Genomic DNA, 19,274 nt, shown 5'->3' with positions numbered 1-19,274 from the left:
GGTCGACAGGTCCGAGATGTCCGATTTCACCCCCTGCGGAATCCTGACTGCCCTGGATGAGCTGCCGTGCCGCGGGCTCTCAGCCGGCCTCCTCAGGGCGGTCCGCGATGGCGAGCTCGTCGGCGTGCGGGACGTAGCCCTCGACGTGCCGCTCGTCCGGGCCGACGTACTCCGAGAGCGGACGGATGAGTGCGTTGGAGGCCGCCTGCTCGAGGATGTGGGCGGTCCAGCCGGTGATCCGCGACGCGACGAAGATCGGCGTGAAAGTGGGCGTGTCGAAGCCGATCAGGTCGTAGGCCGGCCCGGAGGGGTAGTCGAGGTTCGGGTAGATCCCCTTGCGCGCGACGAACTCGTCCTCCAACGCCGTGTAGAGGTCGAGGACGTCCTGGCGGCCGAAGTGCGACACGAGGCTGTCGAGGGCGGCCTTCATGGTGGGGACCCGGGAGTCGCCGCGCTTGTAGACGCGGTGCCCGAAGCCCATGATCTTGCGCTTCTCTCCCAGGGCCGCGTCGAGCCACGCGGGGACGGCCGCGGCGTCGCCGATCTCCTCGAACGTGCGCATGACCGCCTCGTTGGCGCCGCCGTGCAGCGGGCCCTTGAGCGCACCGATCGCGGCGACGACCGCGGAGTAGAGGTCGCTGAGCGTCGAGGTGACCACCCGGGCGGTGAACGTCGAGGCGTTGAACGAGTGCTCGGCGTACAGGATCATCGACCGGTTGAAGGCGTCGACGACGGTCTCGTCGGACTCCGCTCCGAAGGTCATCCACAGGAAGTTCGCCGCGTAGTCCAGGTCGTCGCGCGGCTCCACGAGGTCCAGGCCGCGCCGCCGACGCTGGCCGTAGGCGACGATCGCGGGCAGCGCCGCGAACAGCTGCAGGGAGCGCGTCAGGTTGTCGTCGGCGCTCCCGCCGGCGTCGAGCACCGAGCCCGAGCCGGCCAGGTCGACGGCGCCCAGGAGGCTCACGGCCGTGCGCAGGTCGTCCATGGGGTGCGCGTCGAGCGGCAGCATGTCGAGCACCGTCCGGACGTCGGGATCGAGGCTGCGCAGCCGGCGCTCCGCCGACTTCAGGCCCGCGAGCTGGTCGGCATCAGGGAGCTCGCCGTGCCACAGCAGGTACGCGACGGCCTCGAACGGCTGCGTGGAGGCCAGCTCCTGCACCGGATATCCCCGATACAGCAACGAGTTGGTCTCGGGGTTGACCTTCGAGACGGCGGTGACGTCAGCGACGACCCCGGCCAGCCCCTTCCGGACGTCGCTCATGCCCCGCTCCTGTTGTTGTCCAGGTCGAACGAGTAGATGCCGGTGTCGAAGGCCGAGTAGCTCTCGTAGTCGAGCAGCTCGTAGAGACGTGCACGGGTCTGCATCTCGGGCACCTTCGAGGCCAGGGAGCCCTCCGCGAGGACCGCCTCCAGGCCGCGTTCGGCCGCGCCCATCGCCAGCCGCAACAGCGACACCGGAAAGATGACGATGTTCACGCCGACGTCCGCGAGCTGTGCCGTGGTGAACAGCTCGCTCTTGCCGAACTCCGTCATGTTGGCCAGGATCGGCACGCTCACGGCGGCCCGGACGGCCGCGAACTCCTCCAGCGATGCCATTGCCTCGGGGAAGATGGCGTCCGCACCGGCGTCCTGCAGGGCCTTGGCCCGGTCGACCGCCGCCCGCAGACCCTCGACGCCGCGGATGTCGGTCCGGGCCATGACGAGGAAGTTGGGGTCGCGACGACCTTCGACGGCCGCGCGGATGCGCTTGAGGGCCGTGGCCTCGTCGACGACCTCCTTGCCGTCGAGGTGGCCGCACCGTTTCGGGTTCACCTGGTCCTCGAGGTGCATCCCGGAGATCCCGGCGTCCTCCAGCACCTGCACGGTGCGGGCCACGTTCATGGGCTCACCGAAGCCGGTGTCCGCGTCGATGAGGGTCGGCAGGTCCGTGACCCGCGCGATCTGGCCGCCACGAGCCGAGACCTCGGTGAGCGTGGTCAGGCCGATGTCCGGCAGGCCGAGGTCGGCCGAGAGCACCGCACCCGAGATGTAGACGCCCTCGAATCCCTTGTCCTGGATCAACGCGGCGCTCAACGGGTTGAACGCGCCGGGCATCCGGAGCAGGTCGCCGTCGTCCAGGCGAGCGCGGAGACGAGAACGCTTCTCCGCCGCGGTCACCGTCGAGTGCAGCATCAGAGCAGTCCCTTCGGCGCCTCGGGGAGCCCGCCGACGAGCACGTTCAGGTCCCCTACCTCGGCGGCGGTCAGCGACGGCAGTCGCTCGGCAAGACCGAGGAAGTCGTCGATCTGGTCGTCGGTCAGCACCGGTCCCGCGAGCGTGCGGAACTTGCGGACGTAGTCGGGTCGCCGGAACGGGCGGGCGCCCAGCGGGTGGGCGTCGGCCAGGGCGATCTGGTCGACGATCCGCTCCCCGTTCACCAGGTCGATCTCCACGCGGCCGCCGAACGCCTTCTGCGCGAGGTCGTTCGAGTGGTATCGCCTGGTCCACTCCGCGTCCTCGACCGTGCTGATCTTGTGCCAGAGCTCGACGGTGTCGGGCCGCGTGGCCCGCGACCGCGCGTACGAGTCCTCGTGGTCCCACGACCCGTCCTGCAGGGCTACCGCGAAGATGTACGCGATCGAGTGGTCGAGGGTCTCGCGGCTGGCCGTGGGGTCGAACTTCTGGGGGTCGTCCGCGCCCGTGCCGATCACGTAGTGGGTGTGGTGGCTGGTGGCCAGCACGATCCGTTCGACGTTCGCGGGGTCGCGGATCTCCGGGTGCCTCGCGCCCAGGGAACGGGCGAGGTCGATCCACGCCTGAGCCTGGTACTCGGCCGAGTGCTCCTTGGTGTACGTGTCGAGGATCGCGCGCTTCGGCTCCCCCTGCTCCGGGAGCGGCACCTCGTAGCGGCCCTCGGGCCCGTCGAGCAGCCACGCGATCACGCCGTCCTCGCCCTCCCAGATCGGCGACGGGCTGGTCTGGCCGCGCATCGCCCGGTCCACCGCCTCGATCGCCATCTTTCCTGCGAAGGCGGGGGCGGAGGCCTTCCAGGTGGAGATCTCGCCCTTGCGCGACTGCCGTGTGGCCGTCGTGGTGTGCAGCGCCTGGCCGATCGCCTGGTAGATCGTCTCGACCGGCAGCCCGAGCAGCGTGCCGATGCCCGCCGCCGCGCTGGGCCCGAGGTGGGCCACGTGGTCGATCTTGTGCGCGTGCAACGAGATCGACTTCACGAGGTCGACCTGGATCTCGTACCCGGTCGCGATGCCGCGCAGCAGCGCCGCACCGTCGGCGCCCGTGTGCTGCGCCACCGCGAGGACCGGTGGGATGTTGTCGCCCGGGTGCGAGTACTCGGCCGACAGGAACGTGTCGTGATAGTCCAGCTCGCGCACGGCGACCCCGTTGGCGTAGGCGGCCCACTCCGGCCCGTACCGCCCCTCGATGCCGAACACCGTGGCCCCGGCTCCCCCGGAGGCCGGACCGACCGGATGCGCCTGCGCCTGACCACGGGCCGCGACGACCGGCGCCCGGCGGAGCGAGGCCACCGCGACCGACGCGTTGTCGATGAACCTGTTCACGATCATCTCGGACACGTCCGGGTCGACCGCGACCGGGTCCACCGCGACCTCGGCGATCTTCCACGCCAGCTGCTCCTCGCGCGGTAGCGGCTCGGAGCTCTTGTAGGTACGCAGGGGGTGCAGCTTCATGGGGTGCCTTTCTGGGCCGTGGTGCCGTCGCCTCACGTGGTGGGGCGTCGAAGATCGGGGCTGTGGTCGTGGCGTCGCACCCTCGCGCAGTCGACCAGCACCTCGTCCCCGTCGAGCAGCCTCCATCGTCGCCGTGAGGTACCCGTGGAGCAACACGGCGCGCAGCAGCACGGCAGGGCGTGCCGATCCTCGGCAGACTCGGGCCATGGGCCCCTCGCCGACCTGGGTGCTGCACGTCGACCTCGACCAGTTCGTCGCGGCCGTCGAGGTGCTGCGCCACCCGGAGCTGGCCGGCAAGCCGGTCGTGGTCGGCGGCCGCGGCGACCCGACAGAACGCGGCGTCGTCTCGACCGCGTCCTACGAGGCCCGTGCGTTCGGCGTGCACTCCGGGCTCCCGCTGCGGGTCGCGGCACGCAAGCTTCCCGACGCGGTGTTCCTTGCGGTCGACGCCCCGGCGTACGAGGCCGCCTCGGAGCAGGTCATGGCCGCGCTGCGGTCGCTGGGTGTCGTCGTCGAGGTCCTCGGGTGGGACGAGGCCTTCCTCGGGGTGACGACGGACGAGCCCGAAGCGGTCGCGCTCAGGGCCCAGGAGGTAGTCCTGCGCGAGACGCAGCTGCACTGCTCGGTGGGCATCGGTGACAACAAGGTCCGCGCCAAGATCGCGACGGACCTCGGCAAGCCCGCCGGCGTGTTCCGGCTGACGGCCGAGAACTGGTTCGAGGTGCTGGGGCACCGCCCGACCAGGGAGCTGTGGGGGGTGGGCTCGAAGGTGTCGGGCCGCCTGACCGCTCTCGGCATCACCACCGTGCGGGAGCTGGCCGACGCGGATCCCGCCGTCCTGGTCGCAGAGTTCGGACCGAAGATGGGCCTCTGGTACCACGGGCTCGGGCAGGGGCTCGGGCCCGCGACGGTCGACGACACCCCGTGGGTGCCACGCGGGCACAGTCGGGAGACGACGTTCCAGCAGAACCTGACGACACAGCACGAGGTTCGCGAGGCCCTCCGGACGCTCACCCATGACGTGCTCGAGGACGTCGCCCAGGATGGTCGACCCGTCGTGCGGGTCGCACTCAAGGTGCGCTACGCGCCCTTCGTGACGCGCTCCATGGCTCGCAAGCTCCAGGAGCCGACGAACGAGCCCGCGACGGTGATCGAGGCGGTGCTGGCGCTCGCCGACAGCCTCGAGGACCGGGAGATCCGACTCCTCGGCGTCCGCGCCGAGATGTCGATGCCCGACGACCCGACCGAGCGCACGCCCGTGCGGGGCAGGATCTGAGCAGGACCACCCTCCCGGTGCGCCGAGCGGGCGGGTGCGCCGCGAGTCAGCCGGCCAGCGCCGCCTTCAGGAAAGCGATGTCGGCGGCCTGCCCTTCCGGCGGCGTCTCGACGAGGGCGTCGCCGCCCGCCTCCCGCACCACGTGCGCGATGAGCTCCGGCGGGATCGTTCCGGTCGCGTAGTTGGCGTGCCGGTCCCTGCTCGATCCCGCCTCGTCGCGCGAGCTGTTGGCGTGCACCAGGTCCACTCGCCCGGTGATCGCGCGCAGGCGATCGACGATCGTCTCGAGGTCCTCGCCGGCGGCCCACGCGTGACACGTGTCCAGGCAGAACCCCACGTCGTACTGGCCGATCGCGTCCCAGAGCATCGCGATCCGGTCCAAGGTCCGCGCACACGCGTTGTCTCCGCCGGCCGTGTTCTCCACCAGCACCCGCACGGGGAACGTCGCGCGCTCGAACGTCTTGCGCCAGTTGTCGATGCCGACGGCGATGTCGTCGCCGTCGCCGACGTGCCCGCCGTGCACGACCAGCCCGCGTGCGCCCAGGTCGGCTGCGGCCGCGGCGTGCTGCGCGATCATGTTCCGGCTCGGGATGCGGATCCGGTTGTTGGTCGACGCGACGTTCACCAGGTACGGCGCGTGCGCGTAGATCCCCAGCCCCGACGCGACGAGGGCGTCCGCGTCGGCACGGCGCACCGGCTTCTTCCAGCCCTGCGGGTCCGCCAGGAACACCTGCACGCACTGCGCGTCCACCGCGGCGGCGGTGGCCACCGGGTCCTCACCGTGGGTGTGCGCACCGATCAGGGTCACGTCGTTCTCCGTTCGCTCGGGCACGCGCCAGGCTAGACCGTCGCGCCGACATGCCGCATGCGCCGCTCAGCCGATCAGCGGGCGCCCCTCGGGCCGTCGGAACAGCCGTTGGCGCTCCCGCAGCACCAACGCCGAGGCGAACGTCACCGGGCCTAGGCGGCCGGCGAACATCAGCAGGACGAGGACGAGCTGCTGCCCGGTGTGCAGGTGCGGAGTGATGCCGGTGGTGAGCCCGACCGTCGCGAACGCGGAGACCGCCTCGTAGAGGACCTGGTCCAAGGTGTACGGGGTCGTCATGGCGATGCCGAGCGTGGCCGAGACGACGGCCGCGACGCTGAGCAGCGCGACCGAGAGGGCTTGACGGATGGTGGACGTCCGGAGGCGCCGGTCGTACAGGTTGGCGTCCGGGTCGCCACGCAGCTCGGCGACGATCACGAGCAGCAGCACGGCGAACGTGCCCACCTTGATGCCGCCGGCCGTGCTGGCGCTCCCGCCGCCGATGAACATCAGGACGTCGACCCCGAGGAGCGTCCCGGTGTTCATCTCGCCGGGGTTCACGCTGTTGAACCCGGCCGTGCGCGGCATGACGGCCTGGAAGAACCCTGCGAGCGTCTTGCCCGCTGGATCGAACGCTCCCAAGGTCCCCGGGTTGTTCCACTCGGCGATCGTCACGAAGAGCGTCCCGCCGACGAGCAGGATCGCCGTCATCGTCAGGGTGAGTCGGGTGTGGGCGCTCCAGCCGCGTCGCCGACGACGCAACAGCTCGAGGATGACCGGGAACCCGAGCCCACCGATGATCACCGCGAAGGCGATGGGCAGACAGATCCAGGCATCGGTGGCGAACCCGATCAGGTTGTCGCTGAACAGGGAGAAGCCGGCGTTGTTGAACGCCGAGATCGCGTGAAAGACGCCGTACCAGAGGGCTTTCGGCCACGGGAAGTCGTAGGTCGTCGCGAACCTCACGGTCAGGATGGCCGCCGTGATCACCTCCACCGTGAGGCTGATCCGCAGGACGCCGAGCAGCACCGTGCGTATGCTGCCCAGCCCGATGCTCTTGGTCTCCGTGGCCGCGAGCAGCCGGTTACCCAGCCCGAGCCGGCGAGTGATCAGCAGCCCGAGCAGGGATGCGAGGGTCATGACCCCGAATCCCCCGATCTGGATCAGGGCGAGGATGGTCACCTGCCCGAACGTCGACCAGTACGTCGCGGTGTCGACGACGGTCAGACCGGTGACGCACAGGGCCGAGGTCGCGGTGAACAGTGCCTGCAGAGGGCCCGCACCGCCGGGCGCCACCGTGGCGACGGGCAGCAGCAGCAGGACGGTCCCTGCCGCGACGCCCAACGCGAAGGCGGCGACGATCCGGCGCCCCGGTCGACGCGGGCGCCGGCGCGGGCCGCGGCGCCCCAGGTAGATGCGCACCCGACCGCTGCGGGAAGGGGTCACGACCATGATGCCGGCGGCCCGGACTCAGGGCTCTGCGCGCGAGACGTCCTGCCGCCCGATGCCGTCAGACACGCGCGCGCGCCGGGCTGACCGCCTCCTGCGGCGCCAGGACCACCGGGGCTGCCAGTCGGCGGCGCATGATGAGCTTGTCGAGCTCCCCGACGATCGGCAGCGCCAGTGCGAGGCAGATGCTGATCAACCACTGCTCCCCGGTCAGCGACTGGGTGGTCAGCCAGCCCTGCAGGAAGTTCAGCTCGGTCGCGAGGATGACGAGGACCGTCGGGACCGAGAGCACCTTGACGGCAGTCAGCAGCGGTGCGGCCAGACCGGAGTCGGGCTCACGCCGCAGCACGAGGCCCGACATGATCGAGCCGAGACCCATGACGACGAACGTCATCGTCATCGACGCCGTCGCGTGGTTGGGGTCCGGGGTGTCCGGTCCGAGCACCAGCGGGATGCCGGACGAGATGCAGAGCACGGACCCGTACAGGATCCAGCGCCGCACGGCCTTGCCGTTGCTGATGCCCACGTTGGGGTCGCGCGGCAAGCGGTCCATGATCCCGGGCCCGACCGGGTCGAGCATGATGGCGATCACCGGTGCCACAGCGACGAAGAAGTTCAGGAACAGCACCATCATCGGCGTCATGGCCACGCCGCTCGCGATGTCGAAGATGCTCGCCGCCAGGAAGAGCAGCACGAGCCCGATGAGCTGGCTCATCTGGAACCGGATGTACGCCGTGATCTTCTGGTAGATGCTGCGGCCCAGCTCGACGGCGTGCACCAACGTGCTGAAGTTGTCGTCGGTGAGCACCAGGCGCGCGGCCTGCTTGGTGACCTCGCTGCCGGAGCCCATCGCGACGCCGATGTCCGCCTGCTTGATCGCGGCCGCGTCGTTCACGGCGTCGCCCGTCATGGCGACGACCAGCCCTTCCTTCTGCATCAGCTGGACGAGCCGGAGCTTGTCCTCGGGGGTCACCCGCCCGAACACGTGCAGGTTCGGCAGCTGCTCGAGCAGCTCCTCGTCCGTGAGCTTGGCCAGCTCCGGACCGCTGATCGCGCCCGGGCCGAGCCCCAGCTGGGCGCCGATGGCGCTCGCCGTGACGGCATGGTCGCCGGTGATCATGCGGACCTCGATGCCGGCCTTCAGCGCGATCTCGACGGCGACCTTGGCCGTGGGGCGCAGCGGGTCGACGATCCCCACGAGTCCGACGAAGACCAGGTCCTCGACGAAGGACATCGGGTCCGCCACGAGCGGCACCTCGTCGGCGGGTGTCAGGAACCGGACCGCGAACGCCAGCGTGCGCAGGCCCTGCTTCGCCAGCCGGTCCATCTCGGCCTCGATGCCGGGGCGCATCGTCTCGAGGTCGACGAACTCTCCCGGTCCGGCGAGCGCCCTCGTGCACCGCTGCAGCACGACGTCCGGGCCGCCCTTGACCACCTCGACGAGGGTGCGGTCGCCGCGCCAGGGCAGCCACTGTGCGGTGGCCATGAACTTGTACGCCGAGTCGAACGGCACCGACGCGACGCGCGGGTACGTCCGGCGACTTTCCTCGGCGTCGACCCCGATCTTCGCGGCGAGCACGACGAGCGCGGCCTCCGTCGGGTCGCCGATCACGTCGCCCGAGTCCGAGACCGTCGCGTCGCTGGCCAGCACCAGGCCGTACGCCAGGGGCGTCAGGTCGGGCACCGTCCCGCCGGCCGCCTGCAGGATGTTGCCCGTCTTGCCGTACCCGCTGCCCTCGACGACGAAGTGCTGGCCCACGGTGTACAGCGCGGTGACCGTCATCTCGTTGAGCGTCAGGGTGCCGGTCTTGTCGGAGTTGATCGAGCTGGTGGCCCCGAGGGTCTCGACGTCGTTGAGGTTCGCGACGACCGCCTTCGCGTCGGCCAGCTGCCGGGCGCCGTACGCGAGCATCGCCTGGACGAACGTCGGGAGGCCGGTCGGGATCGCCGAGATCGCCACGGCGGTCGCCAGGAAGAGCAGGTCGCTGGCGGACTCTCCGCGCAGGACGCCGATGACGACGATGACGGCGACGGCACTCCAGGCGATCGCGCCCAGCACCTTGGTCAGCCGGTCGAGCTCCTTCTGCAACGGCGACTTCGTCTTCTCGACCGACGAGAGCAGCGTCGCGATGTTGCCGATCTGGGTGGTCATCCCGGTCGCCGTGACGAGCATCGTGCCCGTGCCGCGTGTCACGGAGGTGTTCTGGAACGCCATGTTGGCCCGGTCGCCCAGGGAGACGTCGTCGTCGGCCAGCGGCGTGACGTCCTTCCCGATGGGCGCGCTCTCCCCCGTGAGGGCCGCCTCCTGCGTCTCCATCGTGGCCGTCCGGACGAGCCGGCCGTCCGCGGGCACGATGTCGCCCGCCTCGAGCTCGACGACGTCACCGGGCACGAGGTCGTGCGCCGGGATCTGCACGAGCACGCCATCCCGGCGCACGCGCGTCTGCGGCTCCTGCATCGTCGCCAGCGCGTCCACGCTCTTGCGGGCCTGCATCTCCTGGCGCGCACCGATGAGCACGTTGAGGACCACCAGGAACCCGACGATCACCGCGGTGGACCCCTGCCCGATCGCCGCGCTGATGACGGCGACGGCGACGAGCATGAGGTTCATCGGGTCGCGCACCTGCTGGAGCACCACGGACCACAGCGAGGGTGGCGCCGATGCGGTCAGGGTGTTCGGGCCGAACCGGGCCCGACGCTCCTCGACCTCCGCGGCGGTGAGTCCCGTCTCGAGGTTGGTGCCGAGCTCGGCGGTGGTCTCCTCGAGGGTCCGAGCCCACCACCGAGTCGGCCGGCTCTCCGGCGTCGCGATCGACGTCGTCGTAGAAGTGGTCACAGAGGACTCCCATCGATCGCAAAATCGGTTCGACTCATGGCCACGCTAGCGCGACGAAGTCGACATTCGGTGCACGTGCGGAGTCAGCTGGTGATGTCCCGGCCGTGAACACTGAGCGCCCAGATCACGAAGACGTCCAGCGCGATGACGATGACGCCCCACACCGGGTAGTACGGCAGCCACGCGAAGTTGACGACGGCGCTGAAGGTCGCCACGATCACGCCGACGACCCGGGCCCAGACCTGGCCCATGAGGACGAAGATGCCCGCGAGCGCGATGAGGATCCCCAGCAGGAGGTGGATCCAGCCCCAGGTCGTGACGTCGAACTCGAAGACCCACTTCGACCCGGCGACGTAGAACGTGTCGTTCACCAGCGCCACGAGCCCTTGGATGCCCTGGAAGAAGCCGATCACGATCATCATGGTCGCCGCGAACATCGTCATTCCGATGGCAAGACCGCTGCGCTGCTCACTCATGTGGGTCCCTCTCACGAGTCCGGTCGTGGTGAAGCGCCCGGCGCTCCCACGATCGTCGATCAACCAGGGCGATTGCCCTGAAACGGATCATCGCTGAAACCGCAGGTCAAAGCCAGAGGAACGAGCCTCAGAGTGCTCGTAGCACGAGCAGGAACTGGCCGCCACCCGGTTCGACGCTCGCCGCGACCCGCAGGCTCGGCGCGAATCGGGAGAGTCGATCCTCCAGCCAGGCTGCCGCCTCGTCTCCGTCGGCGCGGGTGGGACACCGGCCGACGACCTCACGGCCACCCTTGCGGGTGAGGCGCTCGACCGTCGACACGATCGGCGCGGGCTCGACGACGAAGAGCGACGGCGACCAGGCCACCACCGGTGTCACGGCGCCCTTGCGGGTGTTGCAGGCCCGGTGCGCGAGCCGCTCGGACCCCGGCGTCGGCTTCTTGCCCTTCGGCGTCGCTCCCCCGTCGAGGCTCGGGCCACGGTCGGCGTTCACGGACGCGTCCGGGTCGACCGGCTCGTCGCACAACCAGCATCGCCAGACGTCACGCTCGCCGACCTCGTCAAGGGTGCTCATGCCCGGAGGCTACGGGATGCTTCGCGCACATCCACCCCGGGATCGTGCAGGACGTGGTGGACTGGCGCTGTCCCGAGTGGAAGGCAGCCCCGTGACCGAGTCGCCGGCGCCGTACCCGACCGTCGGCACCCGGCTCGCGCCCTTGAGCGCCGTCGCCGTCGCCGTGCTCTCGCAGGTGCTGATGCGCGACCGCATCGCCGTCGGGGGCCGCTTCGTCGTGCCCATGATCGAGCTGGTCCTCGCGATCACGCTCATCGCCGTCGACGGCGTCGTGCCCGCGGAGCGACGTCGCGCGGGCATCGTGCGGTACGCCCTCGCGATCACGCTCTGCGTCTCCGCGACCTCGTCGGCGGCGCTCATGATCGCCGACGTGCTCGAGGTCAAGCCCGTGAGCGTGCAGCAGATGTTCGCCGAGGGGTCGCAGATCCTCGTCGTCCTCGCCGTGGGGTTCGGGCTCCTGTTCTGGCAGCTCGACCGCGGCGGCCCGAACGGTCGGATCCTGCCGGAACCCGAGCTGATGTCGTTCTGGTTCACGCAGGACGCGATCCGCGAGTACTCGGACCAGTTCGACAGCTGGCAGCCGCGGTTCCTCGACTACCTCTACGTCGGCATCACCAACCTCGTCGCGTTCTCGCCGACCGACACGATGCCGCTGACCCGCACCGCGAAGGCGTTGATGACCTGGGAGTCATTCGTCTCGATCGCCACGTTCGCGGTGGTCCTGTCCCGCGCCGTCAACGTCATGAAGTGAGTCGTTCGAGGTCCACCGCAGCCGGCGCGGCGAGGAGGAGACCCCGACCCCGGCGACGGTCAGACCCGGGCGGCTCGGGCCTGCTCGAAAGGGAGCCGGTCGAACACGATCCGCAGCTCGGTGATCAGCCCGTCCACGACGGTGTGCCGCTCGGCAGCGGGAGCCGACGCGACGACCTCGGTCGAGGTGTCGTAGTAGAGGAGCGCGGTGTCGTCGTCGCCGAAGCCCGAGACCACCGCCGACGTGATGACCGTGCGCGAGAACGGCTCCATGAATCGACGAAGCTCGTCCGCGCCCTCGAACCGGCCCGGCGGCGCGATGACGACGACGTCCGGGCTGACGTGCCTCAGTGCGGCGTCCATGTCGCCGCCGGACCAGGCCGTGAAGTAGGCGAGCGACGTCTCCAGTGCTTTCTGTGCTGTGCGCATGCTGACCTCCCGCTGACGTGATCGTGCCGACGTAGGGATAGACACCGGGCGCGTGTCAGACGGAACGCGGATACTGCCGCCATGCCGCCGACCGTCGAGGTGAGCCCGGAACAGGATGCCGACTTCACTGCGCTCGTCCAGCCGCACCTGGGCGAGCTGCGGCTGCACTGCTACCGGATCCTCGGGTCGTCGACCGACGCCGAGGACGCGCTGCAGGACGTCCTGGTCGCTGCGTGGCGAGGCCTGCCACTGTTCGAGGGACGGTCGTCGGTCCGCACCTGGCTGTACACCATCGCGACGCGGACCTGCCTGAACCTGCTGCGCGCCGGGCGTCGTCGGCCGGCCGCGCCGGTCCCGCCCTTCGACGTGCCTGAGCCGACGAGGCGCGGCGAGATCACGTGGCTGCAGCCGTGCCCGACGGACTGGCTCGATGCCGACCCGACCAGCCGGCAGGACGCTCGAGACGACGTCTCGCTCGCCTTCGTGACCGCGCTGCAGCACCTTCCACCGCGACAGCTGGCCGGCGTCGTGCTCTGCGACGTGCTCGACTTCTCGCCGGACGAGGTAGCCGACATCCTCGGAGCGACGCCGCTGGCTGTGAAAGGACTGCTGCAGCGCGGGCGCGCACGCCTGGCGTCCAGGACCCCGGTCACGGTCGCGCCGTCGCCGGACCTCGTGGACCGGTTCGCCGACGCCTTCGTCGCGCGGGACATCCCTCGGGTCGTCGCGCTGCTCGCGGAGCACGCGACCTGGTCGATGCCACCGGCCCCCCACGAGTACGAGGGCCTCGCCGACATCAGCGCCTTCTTGAGCGCGAGCTGGACCTGGCACGGCAACAGCGAGCTCAGCCTGGAACCCACGAGCGCGAACGGCCAGCCGGCGTTCGGCTGCTACCTCGGCGGCGCCTGGGGCGGGCTGCTCGTCGTCACCCTGGCCGGCGACCGGGTCGGGGCCGTCACCCGCTTTCTCGACGACGACCTCTGGCGGCCGTTCGGGCTTCCAGCGTTCATCGAATGCTTGTAGCATCAAGTAATCGTTAGGCTCCGGTCGTGGACGACGACCGCTGGCTCACTGACCAGCAGCTGCACGCCTGGAAGCAGCTCGCCGCCGTGGTCGAGCTCCTGCCGGGCGCACTGGAGACTCAGCTGAAGCGCGACTCCGACCTGAGCCACTTCGAGTACTTCACGCTGGCGATGCTCTCCGAGGCGCCCGAGCACACCTTGCGCATGACGGCTCTCGCCGCCCGGACGAACGCGACCCTCGCTCGGCTGTCGCACGTCGTCTCGCGCCTGGCGCAGCGCGGCCTCGTCCAGCGCGTTCCCTGCCCGACCGACCGGCGTGCCACGAACGCGGTCCTCACGGCCGAGGGTCGGCGCACGGTCGTCGCCGCGGCGCCGGGGCACGTCTCACTGGTCAAGGATCTGGTGATCGGCCCGTTGAGCGACTCGGACATCGCCGACCTCGACCGCATCACGGCCCGGATCCTGAAAAGGCTCGACCCTGCCGGCCACCTGGCCACGGGCATCGACGCGCGATAAGGGCGTCATGGGTGTTTTCACCCGCCTCGAACCGACCCGTCGCGCGGCCGGGACACCCCTCTCGATTGACGGCTCGACGCGTGGCGCTCCTGGCACGCGCCCTGCCGGGCTGCGGGCGACCGCCCGCAGCACGTCGAGAGGGGAATGCAGATGCCTGACGTCGTCGTCGAGCCGGCACGATCGCAGTTCCGCCGGTTCATCACCGCGAACCCGAACCACTTCGGGACGCTCACCGACAAGGTCCTCGCCGAGCTGCTCCCGGTCATCGAACCGAAGCAGGGCGACACCGCGTACGAAGAGATCGGGTGCGTCTCCTACAGCCCCGAGCTGGACAGGCTCGAGGCCACGATCGTCATCAAGCGGGAGTACGGCTACTCCGGCGGACCGTGTACACACGGCTCCGTCGAGTGGGTTCGGTTCTTCGTCGACTTCGGGTCGGGATGGGTCGACGCCGGGGCCTCCGCGGCCCGCGTCTTCGACGTCCCGCTGGGCCGCGAGTGCACGGGTGCGCCCGACCACCCGTACATCGCCGTCGCCGGCGTGGACCTCAAACCGCTGCGCAAGTTCTGCCTGACGCCCGTGCTGCCGCGGGTGCGGGCGATCCTGTCGTGGGAGCACCAGCCCACGCCCGGCGACCCGAGCTACCCGCCGGTCTGGGGCGAGGTCCAGGACGACACGATCCAGATCCGGCCGCGCCGGATCTTCCACCTGCCCGACGTGGTCGACGTCGGACCGGCTCTGCAGATCGACCCCAAGGTCCTGGCTGAGCTCGTCGACCAGGAGTTCGTGCCCGTCCCCATCCCGGAGCCGGACCCGGTCGGGCCCGTGGCGCTCAACCCGCAGCCGCTACCGCCCGTGGGACCCGACCCCGTGCCGCTGTCGGTGAACGTGCTGTCGCGCCTCTACTCCCCCGACAAGCTCAAGGTCCTCGCGGAGAAGGCCGTCGACAAGCGCGTCGCCCGGCTGGCACTCGAGCCGGTGCCGCCGCACCGGTTCGCCGCGGCAGAGTCGTCGTCGGCCCTCAGCAGCGCGATGACCCAGAACACCGTGGCCACCACCTCTCTCGCCTACACGAAGATCCAGCTCGACTGGGGCGACATCCTCGCGAAGCTCTCCGACGGCAAAGGTGACACGACGTACGAGGAGCTGGAGTGCCTCGGCCTCGACGACGCGGCACGCACGCTCGTCGCGACCTACCGGGTCAAGCGACCCACCGGGTTCTCCGGTCCGCCCTGCTCCGCCGGGTCGACCGAGTACGTCTCGTTCTGGGGGGACTTCGACGACGACTGCGCGTACACGTATCTGGGCACCGTGAAGGTCGGCGCTCACGACTACATCTCGATGCCCGGCGGCGGGCTGTCGTACGCAGCCATCCTTCCGCTCGACGTCGACCGGTACCGGCGGCTGTGCACCGAGCCCGGGCTGCACAAGGTGCGCGCGGTGCTCTCCTGGAACACACCTCCGTCGACCACCAACCCGGACGACGTCCCGCACTGGGGCAACCGGCTCGACTCGATCGTGCACGTCCTGCCCGGACCGGGCTACGACGGCACCGCTCGGATGACGATCGTCGGCGGCGTGGCGACCACCGAGATCAACCCGGTCACCGGCGTCACCGAACCTGTCGCGCACATCGCCTACAACGGCGCTGTGCTCGACTCGCGCGGCTGCCCGTTCGCCGGACGCGTCACCGTGCACGGCCCGACGGACCCTGCGCTGTACGGGACCAAGTACCGGCTCCTGGTCCACAACGCGACTGTCGGCGGCATGCCCACACCGGTCATGGCCCCGTTCTTCGTCGTGAACTCGGCCGCCGTCGGCAGCTGGGTCACGCCGGGTCTGGACGGCTGGACCGAGTGGCCGGCCTGGAACGCCAACACGCTCGGCACCCTCGGGTACATCAACACCTCGGGCGACGACGTGTGGCAGGTCGAGCTCGAGCTGCAGAGCACGAGCACAGTGGTCGACTCCCAGCTGTTCCAGCTGGACAACACGCTGGCCACGGCGTCCGCGGACCCGGACAACTCGGCACACCTTGCCGTCGACCCCGGTCAGCTGTCGGCTCAGGGCTGCGGCAAGTTCACGCAGGGGATGACGATCCACGGGACGTTCGACGCGCACGACACCTGGTTCTCCCAGTGGTGGTTCGACCTCCTGCCGACCGCGCTGCCCGCGAACGATCTGTCCACGTCGGTATCGATCCCGACCTCGCAGGCCCCGTTCGGTTCGACGTGGTCGCTCGACACCCAGCACCTCACACCGTGCGGGTACGTCCTGCAGCTGTGGACGTCCGACCGGGCGATCATCGACTCGGTCACGACGGGCCGCGCGCTGTCCGTCAACATCGGGTTCTGCATCGAGTGAGCTCCTGAACGGACGATGCCCCGGGCCACGGCCCGGGGCATCGTCCGTCGCCTCGAAGCGGGCTAGGCCTCCGCGTCCTTGGCCGCAGCCTTGATGTCCTTGGCGACGACGTCCTCGATGGCACCCTCGACGATCCGTTCGGCCTTGTCCAACGCCTTGCGGATCTCGACCTCGCCGGGGTCGGAGACGAGTGCCACCAGACCGGAGTGACCGGGAAGGACCGCGTCCTCGAGCTGCTTGGCCAGCTCGTTCTTGTTCCGCAGCTCGCGCACCTTGCCGACCCCGGCACCGGCACCACCGAGGACCGCGGCGCTGGCGAGGATCGAGGGCGGGAAGATCACGCCCAGCGCGATCCCACCCACGACACCCCACTTCAGGCCCGACTTCGTGCTGTGGTCGGTCGCCTTCTGGACCTCGAGCTTGCCGTCCTCCTCGCGCTTGACCACGACGACGCCTTCGATCTCGACGGTGCGTCCGTCCTCGATCGACTTGAGGATCTCGTACGCCTCCCAGGCGGTGTCGATGCTCGCGAAATCGGCCACGAGGAGCGTGTACGCCCCATCGCTCACGGCCGCGAAGGCCTCGATGTCGTTGTCAGCGTCCTCAGACATGTGTGCTCCTTCGTGTGACTGCACGTTCCGGGCAAAGCCGACTGTAGCGGCCGGCCCCCGGTCCGGGCGCTCGTCCGGATGGCCTCGTCACGGAACTCGTCGCACCTGCACGCGACCCGTTCTCGCGGCGGCAGATCAGGGAGGTGTGCGGCCGGCATGGTTGCTCACTGCGATCGACCTGAGATCCACAACCTGGGGGTTGTGCAACGTGCGAGTTGTGAATATCCTCGACGCATGACCGTGCTGGAGGACGACCTGAGCCTGGTGTTCACAGCCCTAGCGGACCCCACCCGCCGCGCGATCCTCGAACGCCTCTCCCGCGGCGACGCGACGGTGCACCAGCTGGCCGAACCCTTCGCGATGTCGCAGCAGGCGGTGTCGAAGCACCTCCTGGTGCTCGAACGGGCCCAGCTCATATCGCGGTCGCGGATCGGGCAGTCACGGCCGTGCTCGCTGGACGCCGAGCGCCTGGCCGAGGCGGTGGGCTGGATCGAGACCAACCGGCGGGTCTGGGCCGACCGGCACGACCGCCTCGCCGAGCACCTGGAGACGCTGTGACCGAGCTGACCTTCCGACGGATCCACCGGGCGACGCCCGGGCTGCTGTTCGACTGCCTGACCACGCCCGAGCACCTCACCCGCTTCTGGGGCCCGAAGGGCACGACAACCCCGATCGAGAACATCACGGTCGACCTGCGCCCAGGCGGCGTGTTCGAGACGACGATGGTCGACGATGCCGACGGCGGCAGGTACACGATGCGTGCCGTGTACGTCGTGGTCCAGCGCCCCGACCGGCTCGTGTGGCAGGACGCCGACAACGGGATGCTGACCACGATCACCTTCGTCGACCTGCACGACGGCCGCACCGAGGTGGTCACCCACCAGGAGAAGGTGCCCGCCCCCATCGCGAGCCCCGCGGCGCAGTCCGGGTTCGTCACCAGCCTGGACCGGTTCGACGCCTACATCATCGACGGAGCACGAACGTGAGCACACTGACCTCCCCGGACGGCACGACGATCGCCTACACGCGCGCCGGAGACGGCCCGCCGCTCGTCCTCGTCGACGGCGCGATGTGCTTCCGCGGCGCGGGACCGATGGACCCGCTGGCCGCCCTGCTGGAGGACGCGTTCACCGTCTACACCTACGATCGCCGCGGCCGCGGCGAGAGCACCGACACGCTTCCCTACGCGGTCGAGCGCGAGGTCGAGGACCTGGCCGCCCTGGTCGACGTCGCCGGAGGCTCGGCCGGCGTCTACGCGATGTCGTCGGGCGGCGCACTTGCCCTCGCGATCGCCGCCACCAGACCCGGCATCCCCCGCCTGGCGCTGTACGAGCCGCCGTACGTGGCCGAGGCGGGCCTCCGGGAGCGCGCCGAGGAGTACACGGCCGAGCTGACGGCCGCGCTCGCCGAGCACCGTCGCGGAGACGCGGTCGCGGCGTTCATGTCGTTCGTCGGCGTCCCGGCTCCGGTTGTGGCCGGCATGAGGGCACAGCCCGGCTGGGAACGCTTCGAGGCCATCGCGCCGACCCTCGGGTACGACAACGCGCTCATGGCAGGCAGCCGGGTCCCACGAGAGCTGACGCGGTCGATCCTCGCGCCGGCTCTCGTCGTGACGGGTGGAGCCAGCCCCTCGATCCTGCAGACCGCCGGCCAGGCCGTCGCCGAGCTGTTGCCGGCCTGCGAGCGCACGACGCTCGACGGTCAGACGCACGACGTCGAGGCAGCCGTGCTGGCGCCCGTGCTGCGCGAGTTCTTCCTCCGCAGACGGTCCTGACCTGTCTTCATCACCTGCGGATGATGACGGGCGCGCCCTGGGCGGCGAGTCTGCAGGGGTGAGTCGTCGAACCGGAGGCCCTCGCATGCGTCTGTCCGTCCGCAGGTCCGCGCTCGGTCTGGTGGTCGTCGCGATGCTGGCGCTCGCCGGCTGCTCGTCCAGCGAGCCCGATGCGAAACCGGCGCCGACGCCCACACCGACGCCCACACCGACCCCGACGGGTCTGACGGCTTCGGCCTGGGCCGACAACGTCTGCAGCTCGTTGGGCGACCTCACCACCGACATCAGCGCGGTCGCCGAGGGGCTGAGCGTCCAGCTCGGCTCCGGTGACGCGCTCGATCAGCTCAAGTCGCAGCTCAAGACGAACATCGCTACGGCAGGAACCTCGCTGGACGAGCTCAAGGCGGCGATCGCCGACGCACCGGACACCGAGGAGGCCACCACCCTCAAGGAGAGCCTGCAGAGCAGCGCGAGCGACGTGAGCGCCGCGACGCAGCAGGCCCGGGAGGCCGCCCAAGAGGCTGCCGACGCGAAGAACGCCGCGGGGTTCCTCGGCTCGGCGGGCACCGCGCTGACCGCGACGTCGACTGCCCTGGCGGCCGCGAAGGAGTACGCGACGACGCTGCAGGCCGCCGCCTCGAACGTCGGCGGGGCGATCCGCTCGGCCTTCGACGGCTCCGCGAGCTGCACGGCGCTGAACGAGAACTCCTGA

General features: G+C 70.1%; 19 protein-coding genes. 9 read left to right on the top strand and 10 right to left on the bottom strand.

Annotation, left to right across the window (positions count from 1 at the left end; translation table 11 throughout):
- Positions 1-79: 79 nt before the first annotated feature.
- From I847_RS0100770 to I847_RS0100760, 3 genes are read right to left on the bottom strand one after another with little or no spacing between them, the layout of a single operon-like run.
- Positions 80-1,261, bottom strand: a complete 1,182-nt coding sequence (locus tag I847_RS0100770; RefSeq protein WP_028048161.1) for a bifunctional 2-methylcitrate synthase/citrate synthase — start codon at positions 1,259-1,261, stop codon at positions 80-82.
- Complete coding sequence (prpB, locus tag I847_RS0100765) at positions 1,258-2,172, bottom strand: methylisocitrate lyase (RefSeq protein ID WP_028048160.1); 915 nt, start codon at positions 2,170-2,172, stop codon at positions 1,258-1,260. The genes I847_RS0100770 and prpB overlap by 4 nt, the downstream gene beginning before the upstream one ends.
- Positions 2,172-3,683 carry an MmgE/PrpD family protein gene (locus tag I847_RS0100760; RefSeq protein WP_028048159.1) on the bottom strand — a complete coding sequence of 504 codons (1,512 nt, stop codon included), beginning with the start codon at positions 3,681-3,683 and terminating at the stop codon, positions 2,172-2,174. The genes prpB and I847_RS0100760 overlap by 1 nt, the downstream gene beginning before the upstream one ends.
- Before the next feature lie 205 nt (positions 3,684-3,888).
- Here I847_RS0100760 and I847_RS0100755 point away from each other — a divergent pair, with 205 nt between their 5' ends.
- Complete coding sequence (locus tag I847_RS0100755; protein WP_028048158.1) at positions 3,889-4,959, top strand: DNA polymerase IV; 1,071 nt, start codon at positions 3,889-3,891, stop codon at positions 4,957-4,959.
- Positions 4,960-5,005: 46 nt separating this feature from the next.
- On the opposite strand, the gene I847_RS0100750 is transcribed toward I847_RS0100755, so the two are convergent.
- The 5 genes from I847_RS0100750 to I847_RS0100730 all read right to left on the bottom strand — a co-directional run bounded on the left by I847_RS0100750 (position 5,006) and on the right by I847_RS0100730 (position 11,096).
- On the bottom strand, positions 5,006-5,767 hold the full coding sequence (locus I847_RS0100750; protein WP_028048157.1) for a deoxyribonuclease IV: 762 nt from the start codon (positions 5,765-5,767) through the stop codon (positions 5,006-5,008).
- A 66-nt stretch (positions 5,768-5,833) separates the two neighbouring features.
- Positions 5,834-7,210, bottom strand: coding sequence for a TrkH family potassium uptake protein (locus I847_RS0100745; protein WP_231384023.1), 1,377 nt, complete (start codon positions 7,208-7,210; stop codon positions 5,834-5,836).
- Between the two features lie 64 nt (positions 7,211-7,274).
- A complete protein-coding gene (locus tag I847_RS0100740) occupies positions 7,275-10,049 on the bottom strand; it encodes a cation-transporting P-type ATPase (RefSeq protein WP_081680306.1) in 2,775 nt (924 codons plus the stop codon).
- An 83-nt stretch (positions 10,050-10,132) separates the two neighbouring features.
- Positions 10,133-10,525 carry a hypothetical protein gene (locus tag I847_RS0100735; protein WP_028048154.1) on the bottom strand — a complete coding sequence of 131 codons (393 nt, stop codon included), beginning with the start codon at positions 10,523-10,525 and terminating at the stop codon, positions 10,133-10,135.
- 127 nt (positions 10,526-10,652) lie between these two features.
- Positions 10,653-11,096: a hypothetical protein gene (locus I847_RS0100730; RefSeq protein WP_028048153.1), complete on the bottom strand. Its 444-nt coding sequence runs from the start codon at positions 11,094-11,096 to the stop codon at positions 10,653-10,655.
- A 91-nt stretch (positions 11,097-11,187) separates the two neighbouring features.
- Here I847_RS0100730 and I847_RS25255 point away from each other — a divergent pair, with 91 nt between their 5' ends.
- Positions 11,188-11,847, top strand: a complete 660-nt coding sequence (locus I847_RS25255; protein WP_051274340.1) for a hypothetical protein — start codon at positions 11,188-11,190, stop codon at positions 11,845-11,847.
- Positions 11,848-11,906: 59 nt separating this feature from the next.
- On the opposite strand, the gene I847_RS0100720 is transcribed toward I847_RS25255, so the two are convergent.
- Positions 11,907-12,275, bottom strand: a complete 369-nt coding sequence (locus tag I847_RS0100720) for a nuclear transport factor 2 family protein (protein ID WP_028048152.1) — start codon at positions 12,273-12,275, stop codon at positions 11,907-11,909.
- 81 nt (positions 12,276-12,356) lie between these two features.
- Here I847_RS0100720 and I847_RS0100715 point away from each other — a divergent pair, with 81 nt between their 5' ends.
- The 3 genes from I847_RS0100715 to I847_RS0100705 all read left to right on the top strand — a co-directional run bounded on the left by I847_RS0100715 (position 12,357) and on the right by I847_RS0100705 (position 16,177).
- Complete coding sequence (locus tag I847_RS0100715; protein WP_034608665.1) at positions 12,357-13,298, top strand: RNA polymerase subunit sigma-70; 942 nt, start codon at positions 12,357-12,359, stop codon at positions 13,296-13,298.
- 26 nt (positions 13,299-13,324) lie between these two features.
- Positions 13,325-13,813, top strand: coding sequence for a MarR family winged helix-turn-helix transcriptional regulator (locus I847_RS0100710; RefSeq protein WP_034608663.1), 489 nt, complete (start codon positions 13,325-13,327; stop codon positions 13,811-13,813).
- A 150-nt stretch (positions 13,814-13,963) separates the two neighbouring features.
- Positions 13,964-16,177 (top strand): hypothetical protein, encoded by a 2,214-nt coding sequence (locus tag I847_RS0100705; RefSeq protein ID WP_155855930.1) that lies wholly within the window; start codon positions 13,964-13,966, stop codon positions 16,175-16,177.
- A 62-nt stretch (positions 16,178-16,239) separates the two neighbouring features.
- Here I847_RS0100705 and I847_RS0100700 read toward each other — a convergent pair whose 3' ends face one another.
- Positions 16,240-16,788, bottom strand: coding sequence for a DUF1269 domain-containing protein (locus tag I847_RS0100700; RefSeq protein WP_028048148.1), 549 nt, complete (start codon positions 16,786-16,788; stop codon positions 16,240-16,242).
- Positions 16,789-17,022: 234 nt separating this feature from the next.
- Here I847_RS0100700 and I847_RS0100695 point away from each other — a divergent pair, with 234 nt between their 5' ends.
- The 4 genes from I847_RS0100695 (at position 17,023) to I847_RS0100680 (ending at position 19,274) form a co-directional block, all read left to right on the top strand.
- A complete protein-coding gene (locus tag I847_RS0100695) occupies positions 17,023-17,346 on the top strand; it encodes a helix-turn-helix transcriptional regulator (protein WP_034608661.1) in 324 nt (107 codons plus the stop codon).
- Positions 17,343-17,774, top strand: a complete 432-nt coding sequence (locus I847_RS21210; RefSeq protein WP_051274339.1) for an SRPBCC domain-containing protein — start codon at positions 17,343-17,345, stop codon at positions 17,772-17,774. Before I847_RS0100695 ends, I847_RS21210 begins: the two co-directional genes overlap by 4 nt.
- Positions 17,771-18,562 carry an alpha/beta fold hydrolase gene (locus I847_RS0100685; RefSeq protein ID WP_028048146.1) on the top strand — a complete coding sequence of 264 codons (792 nt, stop codon included), beginning with the start codon at positions 17,771-17,773 and terminating at the stop codon, positions 18,560-18,562. The genes I847_RS21210 and I847_RS0100685 overlap by 4 nt, the downstream gene beginning before the upstream one ends.
- An 85-nt stretch (positions 18,563-18,647) precedes the next feature.
- A complete protein-coding gene (locus tag I847_RS0100680) occupies positions 18,648-19,274 on the top strand; it encodes a hypothetical protein (protein WP_028048145.1) in 627 nt (208 codons plus the stop codon).

Origin of the sequence: Cellulomonas sp. URHD0024 (assembly GCF_000426185.1) — a bacterium.
Taxonomy (GTDB): Bacteria; Actinomycetota; Actinomycetes; order Actinomycetales; family Cellulomonadaceae; genus Cellulomonas.
The sequence above is the reverse complement of the archived record's forward strand: the minus strand, read 5'-3'. Positions and strand labels throughout refer to the sequence as shown.